Raw genomic sequence first — 14,819 nt, 5'->3', positions numbered from 1 at the left:
GGCTAGAGTGGCACGAAGTGCAATGTCGGCGAGATCACGGAATAGCATGGCGATGCAAATGGGGCAGAAACGGAAGGAAGTGGTGCGTCAACGAAACAATAGCAGCGCGGATTTGCCCCGTAAACTGATCTTGCGTGTCTGTCTGCAGATTGCAACATGCGAGGATGAACGCCGCTTCCAATAGAAAGAATTGTCCTGGCGATGCCCGGTCACCGACAGGACAAACAGGATCGGCCTCGACAAATCCGTTGGCTGCGCTTTACTGTCAAAACAGTCAATTCCTCGCCGTTGAAAAAAGCTTATTTCCTCGCTCTAAAAACGTAGTACGAGTCAACCATCACACCCAGGCACGTAGAGTCAGGTAGTCTGAAATGATTGAAGGACACCGCAAAGGTCCCGTCTCCGTAGGTGCTGCTCGCGTATTCAAGGAACTCGCTGCAGCCGGGAATGCTGACAAGGAAATAGGTATACGTTCCGAGGTCATCCAGTGACAGCATCTGACTGGCGGGCACTTTCTGATTAAAGGCGTTCAACTCTTCCTGCGTGGCGATCGAATAAGACCTGCCGAGCCCGGTCAGCAAGAGATTGTAAAAGCTGATGGTCCTCTCCGGGATCGTAGTGAACGTACCTGGGTTGATTGCAAGCTTGAACGAAAACGTTTGCGTGTCGACGAATGTCGCCTTTGGATTCGTGCTTGATACCGCTGTTGTTGTCGGCTGCGTTAATACGGTATCCGCTCCTGAAGGCGTGTCCTTGCCACCGCCGCCGCAAGCGCAGAGGAAAAGAGAGATCATCACGATCGACAGCGGCCGCTTCAGGATTGTGCTCAAGAGTGTCAAGTGGTTTTAATTTCCCAGCGTAAAACGCCAATGATATGGACAGTTTTCAGTCCTGCAACATTTATTGATTGACTGTAGAAGCCATTCTTGCCAGACATGGCCGCAGTTGTCCGGCAGGCGGCATGGCCGCCGCCGGAAAATCAGCAGCGCAGCCAGCCTTTGGTGCGTGCGATGTCGATGAAGGAACGCGCGCCTTCGGCGACTTCGCCGGTAGCGTCGGAAAATGCCGACTGGAGGTCGGCGATGATGGCGTCGACACTTTGCTTGCCGTCACAGCGCTTCAGGATCTCGCCGGCGGACGGATTGAGTTTGATCAGGCCTTCCGGATACAGCAGGATGTAGGCATTCTGGCTGTTCTCCCAGCGGAAGACGAAGTGCGGCGACAGCCTCGGACAGGCGTGGCCGCTCGTTGAGGTTTCTGGTGCAGTGTTGGTCATGGCAGCAGGGGCTGCGGCGCCGGGCGGAAGGGTCACTCGTCCGCCGCCCGGAGGCCGCTCAGCGCACGTAGACGTAGGCGGTTACCTCGAAGCCGAGGCGAATTTCACAGAAAGCGGGGGTTTCCCAAGTCATGGCAAGTCTCCTTTGTTGAATGAGGCGGCGACATGCCGCCCCTTGACTGATTATCGGCATTCACGCCGGCACGCAACAGCATGCTTTTGCCAGAAGCCGCTCATGAAAATCATGATTGGGTAGTGCCCGCCCCCATCGGTCTATACGCACCCCAGCCCTCGATCTGCACATCGGCATACGCCAGCAGCATCGCATCAAGCATGGACCAGAGGATATCGAGCTTGAATTGCAGGATATTCAAAGCACGCTCCTGCAACTCGCGCGTAGTGAAGTGTCCGAGCGTGATGCGCAGTCCGTTGACGACGTCGCGCGGCGCTTCGCTCAGGCGGCGGCGGAAATAGTCGTAACCTTCCGGCTCGATCCATGGATAGTATTTCGGCCAGAAGTCGAGGCGGGACTGATGGATGGTCGGAGCGAACAATTCTGTCAACGACGCCGCTGCCGCTTCCTGCCAGGGGCGCTGGCGAGCGAAGTTCACATAGGCGTCAACGGCGAAGCGCACGCCGGGGAGCACCAGCTTCTGCGACACGATCGTCTCGCGCGACATACCCACTGCCTCGCCGAGCCGGATCCAGGCCTCGATGCCGCCATCCTCTCCATTGAAGCCGTCATGGTCGAGAATGCGTTGCACCCAATGACGACGCACTTCGCGTTCCGGGCAGTTGGCAAGAATCGCCGCGTCCTTGATGGGAATGTTGATCTGATAATAGTAGCGATTCGCCACCCAGCCCTGGATCTGTTCGCGGCTGAGCTGGCCGCGGTGCATCATCACCTGGAAGGGATGATGGATATGGTAGCGCTCGCCCATGGCACGCAGGCGGGCTTCGAATTCCTCATCGGTCCATGGCCGCATGTCATTCATCTTCATTGCTTGTCTCCCGTGTCGATCAGCATGCCGTCCCACGCCACCTCGATTCCGGCGCGCGTCAGTTCGGCGCGTTCCGGCGAGTCCTCGTCCAGGATCGGATTGGTGTTATTGATATGAATAAGCACCTTGCGCGGTTTGCGGTAGCGCGACAGCAAGGCCATCATCCCGCCCGGTCCGCTCTGGGGCAGGTGCCCGATGCCGCGCGCGGTGTTGGCGGACAGGCCCATGCGGATCATTTCGTCATCGGTCCAGAAGGTGCCGTCAAGCAGGATGCAGTCCGCATCGCCGATACAGGGTTCCAGATGGTCCTCCATGGCGCCGAAACCGGGCGCGTAGAAGATTCTTTTTCCAGTGGCGATTTCCTCGATCAGCACGCCGATGTTGTCGCCGGCATGCGCGTCGTGCCGGTGCGGCGAATAAGGCGGAGCCTTGCTGGCCAGCGGCACGGGAGTGAAGCGCAGTCCCGGCGCGGCGGGCACGGTGAAGGCGACCGGCGGCGTCACCTGCAGCGGCTGCCAGCGCACCGTGCAGAAGTGCGACAGCACATTGAAGATCGGGTTGCCGGTGCTCAGATCTTCGCAAACCTGCGGCGTGCACCAGATATCGAGCGGCCTGCCTTCGCGCAGCATGAAGAGGCCGGTGGTGTGGTCAATCTGGGCGTCGATCAGGACCACGCCCGCGATACCGGTATCGCGCAGCCCCCTGCCCGGCTGCAGGCAAGGATTGGCGCGGATCTGGGCATGGATGTCCGGCGAGGCGTTGAACAGCACCCAATCGCGGCCATCCGTGCTGACCGCGATCGACGACTGGGTGCGCGGCAGCGCGCGCACCGTCCCCTTGCGCACGCCGTCACAATTGCGGCAGTTGCAATTCCATTGCGGGAAGCCGCCGCCCGCTGCAGATCCAAGTACAAGCAGTTTCATGCGTTCAGTATGGGCGCGGCGGCCAACGCGCCGCGTACCGGGATTTACGAAAACGCCATCATGGTTTTCTGGAGTTGGCCATCAAGGTGAGTGTTCCACTTTGGTACAGCTTGTTCGATTTCTGGACAGTGACAGGTGTTGCGTAATGGATTGACGACTTGCGGTGCGCAGTATCAGCACTGCACGCTCGCCCCTTCCCGGGCTTGGCTCGAAATTTGCGTTGATGGAAGGGCCGGGTCCCGGGATCCCATCAGGAGTGAGTGCCGCCATGACGTTGCGACTGGATGAAATGCGCCTGCACACGCGCATCAGCCTTGTGCTGACGGCCCTCGCCGCCGCGCTCGTGCTGGCGCTGGGGAGCCTGTGGCTGAAGCAGACGCGGGATGGCATCCACGAGGAAGTGGAAGCCGCCACGCGCGTCGCCGAACAATGGCTGACCGTCTCGGCGCGCGAACTGCATGCCCGGCAAGGCGGATTGAGCAGCGAGCAACTGCTCGCGCACCTGCGGGCCGTGGGCCGGATCCGCGCCAATGCGCTGGAGGTCGTCGATGCCACCGGCGCGCGCCGCTACCTGTCGCCGCGCCCAACCTACAAGGCTGGCCGCGCCGCTCCCGGCTGGTTTGCCGCCATAGTCGAGACCGGCTTCGCCACGCGCCGCATCGACGCGGGCGAACTGGCGCTGATACTCCATCCGGATGCCTCGCGCGCGACGCTGGACGCCTGGGACGATCTCTGCGCGATGGCAGGCTGGGCCGCCGTCCTGCTTGCCGCGCTGTTCCTCACGGTCCGCCATGCGCTCGACCGCGCGCTTCGTCCGCTCGGGCAGGTGATGGCAGCACTGGACCGCACCGGGCGCGGCTGCTTCGATACCCGCCTGCCGGTCTTCCCCGAGCCGGAACTCGGCCGCCTCGCAAAGGCATTCAACGGCATGGCGGACCGTCTCGTGGAAGCGGTCAATGACAACGTGCGTCTCGGCAGCGAGAGGGAACTGAATGAACGCCTGCAGGCCCGGATCGAAGCCGACCGCCGCAGCATCGCCCGCGAACTGCATGATGAGCTGGCGCAGGGCATCACCGCCGTACGCGCCCTCGCCGGCGCGATCGCGCAGCGCACCGCCGGCCAGCCGGCACTGCATGCCCCGGCGCAAAGTATCGTCGCCGTCACCAGCCAGATGCAGGACGGCGTGCGCACCATCCTGCATCGCCTGCGCCCGCAACAGGGCAGCCATGGCGCCAGCGTGGATGACGCGCTGGGACGCTACCTGCAGGCCTGGCAGCGGCACTATCCGGATATCCGTCTCGGCATGCAGCTTGCCGGCGGCAACGAACCAGTCAGCGACAGCGTCATCGAGGCGATTGTCCGCATCACGCAGGAAGGATTGACGAACGTGGTGCGCCATGCGGCGGCGACGCGGGTGGAGATTTCCCTGCGGCGGCTTGAAACCGGCGACGGCGGCTGGCTGGAACTGGTCCTTGCCGATAATGGCCGCGGTCTGGGCGCGCCGACATCATCGGCCGGCTGCGGCCTCGGCCTGGCCGGCATGCGCGAGCGCGCCGTCGCCCTGGCAGGAGAACTCCGGTTCGATACCTCGGCCGGCGGCGGCACGCGCCTGTGCGTACGCCTGCCTGTCACGAAAAACCATCCCGTGGAGCAAACAACATGAGCACATCCCTTTCCGGCCTGAAGATCCTGCTCGCCGACGACCATGCCATCGTGCGCATGGGGTTTCGCCTGTTACTGGAAGGTGCTGGTGCGGTCGTGACCGGCGAAGCCGGCAGCGGCGAAGAGGCCTTGCGCCTCTATGGCGAGCTGGCGCCGGACGTACTGGTGATGGACGTATCGATGCCGGGCATCGGCGGACTTGCCGCGCTCGAACGCCTGTCGGCACGCCATCCCGGTGCGCGTGTGCTGATGCTGTCCGCACACCAGGACGCGCTCATCCCGGTGCGCGCGCTCAAGGCCGGCGCCATCGGCTACCTGTGCAAACGCTGCCTTCCCGACGAGTTCCTGCAGGCGGTGCGCCAAGTCAGCCAGCAGCGGCGCTATCTCGACCCGGAACTTGCGCAGCAGGTCGCCCTCGCGCAGATTTCAGGAACCGCGCATCCTGCCGATACGCTGACGGAGAAGGAATTCACTGTCTTCCTGCAACTGGCGCAGGGACGTTCCGTCAACCAGGTCGCGCAGGATTTCCATCTGAGCGCGAGCACCGTCGGAACGCACCTGTACCACATCAAGCAAAAGCTCAATGCGAGCAATGCGGCCGAACTTGCGGTGATCGCGATGCGCTCCGGCTTGATGGAGGCGTAAGCCGCGCACATCGCCCTGCCGTGATGCCCGACCCACTCTTTCCGCCGACGACGCCGTACCGCACGCAACAACTGCCGGTCGGCGACGGACATGTCCTGCATGTGGAAGAGTGCGGGCGACAGGACGGCATACCGGTGGTGTTTCTGCATGGCGGCCCCGGCAGCGGCTGTTCCACCGAACACCGCCGATTCTTCGACCCGGCGCGCTTTCGCGCGGTTCTGTTCGACCAGCGCGGTTGCGGTCGAAGCACACCCCTTTCTGGCCTGAGGTGCAACACGACCGCGCATCTTGTCGAGGATATCGAGCGCATCCGCACAGCGCTCGGCATCGAACGCTGGATCGTCTTCGGCGGCTCCTGGGGCAGCCTGCTGGCACTCGTCTACGCCGGACAGCATCCGTCGCGTGTCGCCGGGCTCGTATTGCGCGGCATCTTCCTCGGCTCCGACGAGGAATTGCGGCGCTACGTAACCGATGCCGAAGGCGCCGCGCCGCACGCATGGAAGGCACTCGCCGACGGCATTCCCGAGGAGGAGCGCGGCGACCTGCTGCGCGCCTACACGTCACGCCTGCTGGCCGGCGATACCGCCGCGGCCCGCCGCTGGCTCGACTACGAACGCGCGCTGATGGGCGAACCGCCGCTGTCGGACGTGCCGGATGCACGGCGTCTCGCCAAGACCATGATCCAGGCGCATTACCTCGCCCACGCCTGCTTCTCCGATGTGGCCGAGGTGCTCGCCTCGTGTTCGCGCTTGCGCAATCTACCCGTCTGCATCGTGCAGGGCCGCCGCGATACAGTCTGTCCGCCGCGCGCCGCCGAGCACCTGCAGCGCGCGCTGCCGCATGCGGTACTGCGCCATGTCGAGGCCGGCGGGCACAACGCGCTTGCCGCCGACATGGCCGCCGTATGCATCGCGGCGCTGGCCTCCGTTGCGGTATCTGCCGATTTCTGAGCTAAGGGTCTGCCAATCCGGCCTCCAGAAAATCACGAGGCCTAAGCCGATAAAAGCACCACGGCTATCTCCGCGCCTTCTCGTCGCGCCGGCTTCCACGCCAATCCACAATACATGCAAGACAGCGGGCTTTCCGCACCGCTGCGATGGAGACGAAAGGACGCAATCATGCCGAAGGAATCGCGCGGCGTCAGCCTGGACGGCGACGGCAAGCCGCTGTGGCTGACACTGGAACTGACTTACCGCTGCCCCTTGAAATGCCCGTGGTGCAACAACCCGCTGAACTTCAAGGACTATGCGCAACACGAGCTGGCAACGGAGGAATGGAAACGGGTACTGCGCGAGGGCCGCGAGCTGGGCGCGCTGCAACTCGGCTTCACCGGCGGCGAACCGCTGCTGCGCGAGGACCTCGAAGAGCTGGTCGCCTATGCCGACGGCCTCGGCTACTACACCAATCTCATCACCTCCGGCATCGGCCTCACCGAAGCGCGCATGATCGCCTTGAAGGAAGCCGGCCTCAAGCAGGTGCAGCTGTCGCTGCAATCGACCAAGGCGGCACTGACCGATGAACTGGTCGGCGCCAGGGCGCATGCCCTCAAACTGGAGGCCGCTCGCCTGATCAAGGCGCACGGATTTCCGATGGTGATGAACATGCCGGTCTGCAAGCAGAATATCCGCGACATCGATGCCATGTGCGAGTTCGCCTCGTCGATCGGCGTCGAGTACATCGAGTTCGCCAACCTGCAGTACTACAACTGGGCGCTGGTCAACCGCGAGGAACTGATGCCCAGCCTGGAGGAAGTGCGCGAAGCGGAAGCCACCGTGCAACGCTGGCGCAAGAAGCTGGGCGACAGCATGACGATCTATTTCGTCATTCCCGATTACTACGAAGGCCGCCCGAAAGCCTGCATGAACGGCTGGGGTGCGATCCACCTGACCATCGCACCGGACGGTGTGGCCATGCCCTGCCAGGAAGCGCGCGTGATCCCGGGGCTGGACTTCCAGTCGGTGCGCGACAAACCGCTGTCCTGGCTCTGGCATGAATCGCCGCTGTTCCGCAAGTACCGCGGCCTCGACTGGCTGCCCGAGCCATGCAGCTCCTGTTCCGAAAAGGAAAAGGATTTCGGCGGCTGCCGCTGCCAGGCCTTCCTGCTGACCGGCGATCCGACCAACACCGATCCGGCCTGCAGCCGCTCGCCGCATCACCACATCGTGCAGGACACGGTCAAGAACGTCGTGCGCCCGCTGCGTTTTCGCAAGCCGCTGCTCAAGCGCACCAGCGCCGCGGTGTCCACCTCCTTCATGGAGGATTGAATGCGCCACCCCTACGACACAGCGACCGGCACGATACTGCTCGGCGTGATGCTGACGACATTGCTCGCCGCACTGGTCCGGCTGCTTGCGGGATGAAGCATCATGGACAGCATTCCCTTCGATCTCCTGCTGCGCTGGACACATTTCATCGCTGGCATCATCTGGGTCGGGCACAACTATTCGAGCGTTGTGCAGCGACCGTCCTGGCAGCCGCTGACCGCCGCCGACCTGATCGACGACCAGAGCCCGCGCTTCCAGGCACTGCTGAACCGCGAGCATGGCTTCTTCCGCTGGGCCTCTGTCGTCGCCTGGTGCGCCGGCATCCTGATGCTCTGGCAGCGCGGCTGGCTGGGCGGCGCGCTCGAATTGCAGGGCGCGCTGGCGCCCATCGGTATCGGCGCTTATATCGGCACGCTGATGATGGCCAATGTATGGCTGGTGCTCTGGCCGCATCAGCAAAAGGTCCTCGGTCTGAAACCGGCCACGGTGGAAGAGCGGCTGCGCTGCTCGCGGATCACGCATTTGTCTTCGCGTACCAATACCATGTTGTCGATTCCGCTGTTGTTCTTCATGGCCGGCGGTTCCCATGGCGGTGTGCTGGCGGGATGAGACGATGACGCTTTCTTCATCCGGCACGGTGTGGAATTTCGCGTCCGGGCCCGCCCGGTTGCCGGACGCCGTCCTGGCGCGCGCGGGCGATATCTTGTTCCGGCGCGGCGCGGATGGCGCAGCAGCCATCGAGCGGCCGTTCACCGGCAACGCCGTTCGTGCAGTGCTGGAGTCGGCGCGCGAGCGTCTGACGCAACTGCTCGACATTCCTTCCAACTATCGCGTGCTTTTCCTGGCCGGCGGTGCCATGCACCAGTTTTCCGCGGTCCCGATGAATCTCCTCGATCCGGCATCCGGCCTGCGAACCGCAGCCTATGCGGACTCGGGCTACTGGTCGCGACGCGCCATGCAGGAAGCAGCGCGCTTTGCGGAAGTCAGCGTGGTCGCCAGACACAACGGAAGCGAAGTCCTCGCCGCTCCGATCGTGGACAACTGGCGTTTGCCGCAGGGCTGCGCCTACTGCCACATCACTGCAAACGAGACCGTGGACGGCCTTGCCTATCCCGCATGGCCCGACACGGGTGAGGTTCCGCTGGTGGCGGACACCACTTCCAGTTTTCTCGCAGAGCCTCTCGATATCTCGCGCTTCGGTCTCGTCTACGCCAGTGCGCAGAAGAACATCGGGCCGTCCGGCATGACCGTCGTCATTGTGCGCGAGGACCTGCTGCGGCGTCCCGCGCAGTCGGCGCCATCACCGCTTTGCTATCGCCTGCAGGCCGAGCAGGATGGATGTCTGAACACGCCGCCCGTCATGGCGATTTATCTCGCGGCGCTGGTCTTCGAATGGATTGCGGAATCAGGTGGACTGTCCGCCATGGCAGAAGCCAACCGGCGCAAGGCCGACCTGCTGTATCGAGCGATCGACAGCAGCGATGGCTTCTACACCGCGCCGATCGTCCCCGCGCATCGCTCGATGACGAATGTGCGTTTCCACCTTGCCGACGACAGCCTGACCGAACGCTTCCTGATCGATGTGGAAAAGGCCGGCTTGATAAATCTGCGCGGCCATCGTCATGTGGGCGGCCTGCGGGCGAGCCTCTACAACGCCATGCCCTTGGCTGGCGTAACCGCCCTGGTCGACTTCATGGCCGAATTCAGTAGGTGCAAGGGATGAACAAGCGATCATGGCCGTGCCGGCTGGGACTGGCCGGCGGCATCGACAAGGATGGCAGCCGCGCAGCCGAATTGCTTGCCGCAGGCTTCGACAGCGTGGAATTCGGCACCGTCACGCCGCGGCCGGAGGAAGGCGGCAATCCCGGCCTCGCCGCGCTGGTCTCACGCCTCGCGGCATTCTCGGCGGACCTGACTGTCAAACCACGTATCGGGATCGGCATAGGCATGAGCAGCGGCGTCCCGCCATCCGCTCTTCCCGACGAGTGGGCTTCAGGATTGCGTGGCGCGCGAGATATTGCCGATTACGTCTGCTTCAATCTGAGTGCCCGTCGCTATCAATCCTTGCTCAACGCCGCGCACCTGCCGCTGCTCCAACATGCCTTTCAAACTGTCGCTGACGTGCGTCAATCAGAACAGGGGTGCCATGTCCCACTCGTGCTCAAGATGCCACTTGGTGTTCAAGACGCGTTTCCGCTTGTCCTGGCAGAGGCGGCGGTCGCCGAAGGTTTCGACGCGATCATCGCGGTGCTTCCTGAGAGCGTTCGCCGGCTTGATCGACTGCGACTGCTGGCTGATCGATTGCGCGGCAGGGCCGGTCTTGTTGCAGTGGGCGGCATACGAAATGCCGAGGACGCGCAGGCAGCCTATGCGGCCGGGGCAGACGGCGTGCAAGTGCACAGGATCTTTACGGAACTCGGTGCGGCATGTCTGCCTGCACTGGTGCGCTCTCCGGAGTCAGGGCGACAATTTGCGTAGTTGAAATCGCACAAGACGCTGGAAGCGCCTGGCCGGGGCCATCCGGGTCAGCCAGGCAATGTGATCGCATCGATCGCTGCAGTGAGGATTGTGTGGCCGCCGTTCGGCAACCAGATTTGATTCCTGTGCCCTACTCCCCCGCCTGGTTCAGCGTCGCCCGCTCGCCCGCCGGTCGTGGCAAGGATACAGGCCTGGCCTGGATTGCGGCCCACACCGGCCTTGCAAACAGGAAGCGGAGCGGCGTATTGCGCACCATCCAGTACAGCATCATGGCGCCGGCAACGGACACGACCGTAACCGTCAGCGCAAGGTTGCCGATATCGTGGATGATGAGACGTTTGCTGATCAGTCCCCGCATCAATGCGAGAGGGAGGACGAACCCGAGGTACACTACAATGGAATGCTGGCCGAGGTACCGCAGCCAGTGCGTCCATCGCACGCGGGACAGCAGCGTAGCGAGCAGCAGCACGGCGAATGCGCCGGCGTACCCCATCAGCAGTGATACCCCCGGCCGCATGGCAAACCCGTGGTCGACCAGCGTCCAGTTGACAAGGAACCATACGGCGAGCGTTGCGACGGTTGCGACAGCATGGGATTGCGCCCAGGCCGCGGCGCCAAGCACATGGCGAGCGAAGACGTGCCCCGAATAGAAGAAGACGAAATAGTGGGTGAATTTGTCGAACAGGAGCAGCCCTGTATTGAAATTCGCCACCTGCAGAGCGGCCGCGCCAGCCAGCACCAGCGGCGCGGGAACACGACGCAAGAGCCTGACTGCAAGAAAAAAGAGTGACAGGATGTAAATGAACCAGAGCGGCCCGTCAGGTGGTTGCACATACAGGTGGAGATAGCCGGACAGGACAGCGAGCTTGTCCGCGTCGAGCACATGGCGCAGGTCGGTATAGGTAAAACGGAACGTGACCCAGAGCGCGTAGAAATAAACGAAATGCAGGATCTTCGTGTCGATGTAGGATCGCAATGGCCGATCAATGACGCGCGAGACGAACAGACCTGAAATCAGGAAGAAGTCCGGCATGCGGAACGGCTGGGCGAAATCGACCACGTGCTGCATCCAGCCGGTCGCATGCGTCAGCTGATGCACGTGATGCGTCGCGTAGAGCGTCACCACCAGGATGATGCAGATCCCCTTGGCATAATCGACCCATTCGACGCGATCGAGGTCAGGCCCGCGCCTCCCTTCGCCCTGCCGCGGGTTTTGCCGGCGGGAGTAGCGCCCATCCGGCTTTGCTTCGCTCTGCATTCCTGGGGACATAACGCCTCCTTATGCTGGTGAAGGTGGATCCTGTATCACTTTATTGAAACCGAAAACGTATTGATCCATTCGCCGAAATTGATTACGCGCCATGGCATGTGACTGAAAGGCTTCTTTCCGTCGATGATATCTTCGAGCATGTCGAAGCACGCGGGCGAAAACAGCCCATCCGCCGCCTGCACGGCGCGCCGCATCCGTGTCCTGAACAGATTCGGAACACGCTGGCGCAGCCAGACTTCTTCCGGCGTCGCGAAGCCGATCTTGTCCACGCGGTCACGAATCCGTGGGGGCAGGATGCCGCTCATCCCTGTGCGCTGCACACGCTTGGTGACGCCACCGGACAGCTTGAATTCATCGGGCAGCCCAAGCACGAATTCGACGAGGCGGTAGTCCAGGAAGGGAACCCGCGACTCGACCGAGTGCGCCATGGAATCGCGGTCTTCCCAATGCAGCAGCATCTGCAGGTTGGTGGCGGTGAGCTGCGCGCGCGACATGTTGTGGATGCTATCCATGTCGATGCCCGGTCGCGTCAGCGGATCGCTCGGTACCACGCCGAGGGCATCGATGTTGAGCCAGGACGGCTTGCTGTACGCACGTCCCGCAAATGCACGCAATGGCTGCTTGATGACTTCCGGCAGCAGCACGTTGGCCATGTACATCATCGCGCGCAGCTCGGAATAGCCGTGCGCGCGCTTGGTCAGCTGGATTTCCTGCCACAGATGCAGCAAGCGGCCGGCGCGCAACAACGCGGCAAAGCGCGGGCCGAAATACATATGGTAGCCGGCCAGTTGCTCATCGGCGCCCTGCCCGTCCAGCATCACCTTCACGTTATTCCTGGCGGCGAGACGGAATACGTTCCATTGCGCATAGATGCTGGTGGAGCTGAAAGGCTCGTCCTGATGCCAGGTGATGAGCGGCAATTCATGAAACAGCTTGTCGATCGCGGGGCATACGTAGTGCGCCTGCACGCCGGTCGCGCGCACCACTTCATCTATCCACGCGCTCTCGTCGACGCGCTTGTCTTCGGCGCACGCGGAAAAACTCATCTGCAGTTGCGTCGCATCCTGCTCGCGCAGCAAACGGTTCACCACGCAGACAATGGATGAGGAATCCAGCCCGCCCGACAGACAGGATCCTACCGGGACATCGGCACGCAGGTGCAGGCGCACCGCATCGGTAAATCGCTCCCGGAACATCTGGGCCGCATCCGCGAAGGTGCCGTCGAAGCGCGCTGCCTGCAGCTCGTACCACTGGGTCGAGTCAACCCTGCCCTGGGTGTCGGCGACGATGCGGGAGATGTCGAGGTACATGAAATGCCCGGGCCTGAGTTGATGCACCCGCGAGAACAGGGTTTGATGCGTGTGGTCGATCAACCCCCACACAAGATAGTCATAGGCGGCGTCCGGATTGAGCGATGCCGACCAGCCGGGAAAGGCCGTGAACTGCTTGATCTCCGAGGCAAAGCAGAAACTGCCGTCCGGTGCGACCCAGTAGTACAAGGGCTTGATGCCGAAGCGGTCACGCGCCAGGAACAAGGCCTGCTTCGCGACATCGTAGAGCGCGAAAGCCCACATGCCATTGAAGCGACGCAGGCACTCCGGGCCCCATGCAGCATAGGCAGCCAGCACCACTTCGGTGTCCGAATGCGACTGAAAGCGGTAGCCGAGCGCCTCCAGTTCCGCGCGCAGCTCGATATGGTTGTAGATTTCACCGTTGTACACGATCCAGTAGCGCCGATCGGGCGTGCACATCGGTTGATGGCCACCCGGACTGAGGTCGACGATTGCCAGGCGGCGATGGCCCAATGCGAGCGTGACCGGTGTTTCCCTGCACTCCGCAATCCTGCGCTCCGGCGACCACGCAAGTGCGGCCGCGTAGCCGTCCCGAGGCGTGTCGGCGCCGCCGCAGACAAGTGGTTGCGACACCGGCGACTGGAACAATACAAAACCTTCGTCATCCGGGCCGCGATGCCGGATCAGGTCGTTCATCCGGACGACCGGTTCGGCAGGAATTGCCCGGCTCGACAGAAATCCGCTTATGCCGCACATTGAATTGCTTTCCTTTCACCTCGGCGGACGGCAATATCGGCCATCCACAAATACAGTCCGTACAAGACCAGTTCGTTGAGCAGCACCGCCAGCAGCAGGTCGTCCAGCGAGGAGCGTCCGCTGGCAAAGCTCAGCACGCCCCATGTCGCTGCGGCATAGATCACCTGCCACAGCGCGCCGAACCTGACCTGTTCCATGACGAGGAAGATCGACGTGATCGGCGAGACGCTTACGCGGAAGACGGCCGGCAACAGCACCAGCAGCAGGTAGTGTGAATCGGTGCGCCATCCCTTGCCGAGGAACAACGACAGCACCGGCTCGCCGGCCAGCGCGACGAACGCAATGATCGCCGCTCCGGCCAGCACCAGGTCGCGCACCGTCCGCCACATCAGCGCGCGCGGCGATTGCCCGGCCCGTGCCACGTCGCCGGCGTGCTTGTAAAACACCTGCGAAATGGCATTGGCCAACAACAGCAAGGGCGCGGCGGCAAGCCTTTGCACCTGCGAGTAGTTCCCGCCGGCCGCGTCGCCGTAGTGCTGCACGATGAACAAGAGCGGCAGGGAAAGCGTCAGGGTATCGAGCACCGCCATCGGCAGTGAAACCACCGGGTATTCCCAGTATTTGCGGGCAACCGCTTTTGCGCGGACCCGTGCCGATGCCACCAGCTCGCGCAAGGAAAAGGCGAGGCCCGACAAGACGGCCGCGACCAGCCCGATCGTGAATGCGACCGGCAAGCCGCCAGGCACGGGCAGCAGCGCCGCCGTGACGAAGCATGCGGGCTGCGTCATCCGCAGGAATGCGAGCGGAAGAAATGCGCCGCGCCGCACCAGGACCGCGGCGGACATCGCCATCAGCGCCTGCAAGGCGCCGCTCGCGACGCAAAGCATGGCCAGGGCCATTGACGCCAGCGGCTGTGGCCACGGCAGGTAACGCTGCGCGCCGAGTCCGACCGCGAACGCGCCAAGCAGAAGGCTCGCCACGCATGCCAGCAAACCGAGGCGGTACGTGGACGGAATTTCCCCATCCTGCGTTGCCGGCAGGGCCTTGTCGAAGCGCAGCGCAGCGCCAGTGGCGATCACGCCGCAGACGGCAACCAGGCTGGCATACACGCCGAATTCGGCGGGCGTGTACCTGCGAGCCAGGACGGGCGTGGCCAGCAGCACGATCAGTTGCCCGGCAGCGATGCCGCCAGCGTTGACCAGCGTATGGTTCAGAAAGGATTTCCGCGAATGGACTTGATCGGACATGCAAC

At 63.0% G+C, this 14,819-nt stretch carries 14 protein-coding genes; 7 read left to right on the top strand and 7 right to left on the bottom strand.

Going from position 1 to position 14,819, the window contains the following annotated elements; translation table 11 throughout:
* Nucleotides 1-299: 299 nt before the first annotated feature.
* The 4 genes from E6W33_RS06790 to pqqB form a co-directional block, all read right to left on the bottom strand.
* Nucleotides 300-830, bottom strand: coding sequence for a hypothetical protein (locus tag E6W33_RS06790; protein ID WP_136415622.1), 531 nt, complete (start codon nt 828-830; stop codon nt 300-302).
* Nucleotides 831-979: 149 nt separating this feature from the next.
* Nucleotides 980-1,276, bottom strand: coding sequence for a pyrroloquinoline quinone biosynthesis peptide chaperone PqqD (gene pqqD, locus E6W33_RS06785; protein WP_136415620.1), 297 nt, complete (start codon nt 1,274-1,276; stop codon nt 980-982).
* A gap of 242 nt (nt 1,277-1,518) precedes the next feature.
* On the bottom strand, nt 1,519-2,271 hold the full coding sequence (gene pqqC, locus E6W33_RS06775) for a pyrroloquinoline-quinone synthase PqqC (RefSeq protein ID WP_136415775.1): 753 nt from the start codon (nt 2,269-2,271) through the stop codon (nt 1,519-1,521).
* Between the two features lie 2 nt (nt 2,272-2,273).
* A complete protein-coding gene (gene pqqB, locus E6W33_RS06770) occupies nt 2,274-3,200 on the bottom strand; it encodes a pyrroloquinoline quinone biosynthesis protein PqqB (protein ID WP_136415618.1) in 927 nt (308 codons plus the stop codon).
* Nucleotides 3,201-3,468: 268 nt separating this feature from the next.
* Here pqqB and E6W33_RS06765 point away from each other — a divergent pair, with 268 nt between their 5' ends.
* The 7 genes from E6W33_RS06765 (at nt 3,469) to E6W33_RS06735 (ending at nt 10,249) form a co-directional block, all read left to right on the top strand.
* Nucleotides 3,469-4,863, top strand: coding sequence for an ATP-binding protein (locus E6W33_RS06765; protein WP_136415616.1), 1,395 nt, complete (start codon nt 3,469-3,471; stop codon nt 4,861-4,863).
* Nucleotides 4,860-5,507 carry a response regulator transcription factor gene (locus E6W33_RS06760; RefSeq protein ID WP_136415614.1) on the top strand — a complete coding sequence of 216 codons (648 nt, stop codon included), beginning with the start codon at nt 4,860-4,862 and terminating at the stop codon, nt 5,505-5,507. The genes E6W33_RS06765 and E6W33_RS06760 overlap by 4 nt, the downstream gene beginning before the upstream one ends.
* Nucleotides 5,508-5,530: 23 nt before the next feature.
* On the top strand, nt 5,531-6,457 hold the full coding sequence (gene pip / locus E6W33_RS06755) for a prolyl aminopeptidase (protein ID WP_136415612.1): 927 nt from the start codon (nt 5,531-5,533) through the stop codon (nt 6,455-6,457).
* Nucleotides 6,458-6,625: 168 nt separating this feature from the next.
* Nucleotides 6,626-7,771, top strand: a complete 1,146-nt coding sequence (gene pqqE / locus E6W33_RS06750) for a pyrroloquinoline quinone biosynthesis protein PqqE (RefSeq protein ID WP_136415610.1) — start codon at nt 6,626-6,628, stop codon at nt 7,769-7,771.
* A gap of 102 nt (nt 7,772-7,873) precedes the next feature.
* Entirely contained in the window at nt 7,874-8,380 is a 507-nt protein-coding gene (locus E6W33_RS06745) for a urate hydroxylase PuuD (RefSeq protein ID WP_136415608.1), read from the top strand.
* A gap of 4 nt (nt 8,381-8,384) precedes the next feature.
* Nucleotides 8,385-9,494: a 3-phosphoserine/phosphohydroxythreonine transaminase gene (gene serC / locus E6W33_RS06740; protein WP_136415606.1), complete on the top strand. Its 1,110-nt coding sequence runs from the start codon at nt 8,385-8,387 to the stop codon at nt 9,492-9,494.
* On the top strand, nt 9,491-10,249 hold the full coding sequence (locus E6W33_RS06735) for a dihydroorotate dehydrogenase (protein WP_136415604.1): 759 nt from the start codon (nt 9,491-9,493) through the stop codon (nt 10,247-10,249). The genes serC and E6W33_RS06735 overlap by 4 nt, the downstream gene beginning before the upstream one ends.
* Before the next feature lie 130 nt (nt 10,250-10,379).
* Here E6W33_RS06735 and E6W33_RS06730 read toward each other — a convergent pair whose 3' ends face one another.
* From E6W33_RS06730 to E6W33_RS06720, 3 genes are read right to left on the bottom strand one after another with little or no spacing between them, the layout of a single operon-like run.
* Nucleotides 10,380-11,519, bottom strand: coding sequence for an acyltransferase family protein (locus E6W33_RS06730; protein ID WP_136415602.1), 1,140 nt, complete (start codon nt 11,517-11,519; stop codon nt 10,380-10,382).
* Between the two features lie 35 nt (nt 11,520-11,554).
* Nucleotides 11,555-13,567, bottom strand: a complete 2,013-nt coding sequence (asnB, locus tag E6W33_RS06725; protein WP_136415600.1) for an asparagine synthase (glutamine-hydrolyzing) — start codon at nt 13,565-13,567, stop codon at nt 11,555-11,557.
* Nucleotides 13,555-14,814 (bottom strand): oligosaccharide flippase family protein, encoded by a 1,260-nt coding sequence (locus tag E6W33_RS06720; protein WP_168798553.1) that lies wholly within the window; start codon nt 14,812-14,814, stop codon nt 13,555-13,557. The genes asnB and E6W33_RS06720 overlap by 13 nt, the downstream gene beginning before the upstream one ends.
* Between the last annotated feature and the right edge of the window lie 5 nt (nt 14,815-14,819).

The organism is Herbaspirillum sp. ST 5-3, from assembly GCF_004804275.1.
Lineage (GTDB): Bacteria > Pseudomonadota > Gammaproteobacteria > Burkholderiales > Burkholderiaceae_D > Noviherbaspirillum.
Note: the sequence above shows the minus strand (reverse complement) of the source record. Positions and strands in the feature narration are given on the sequence as shown.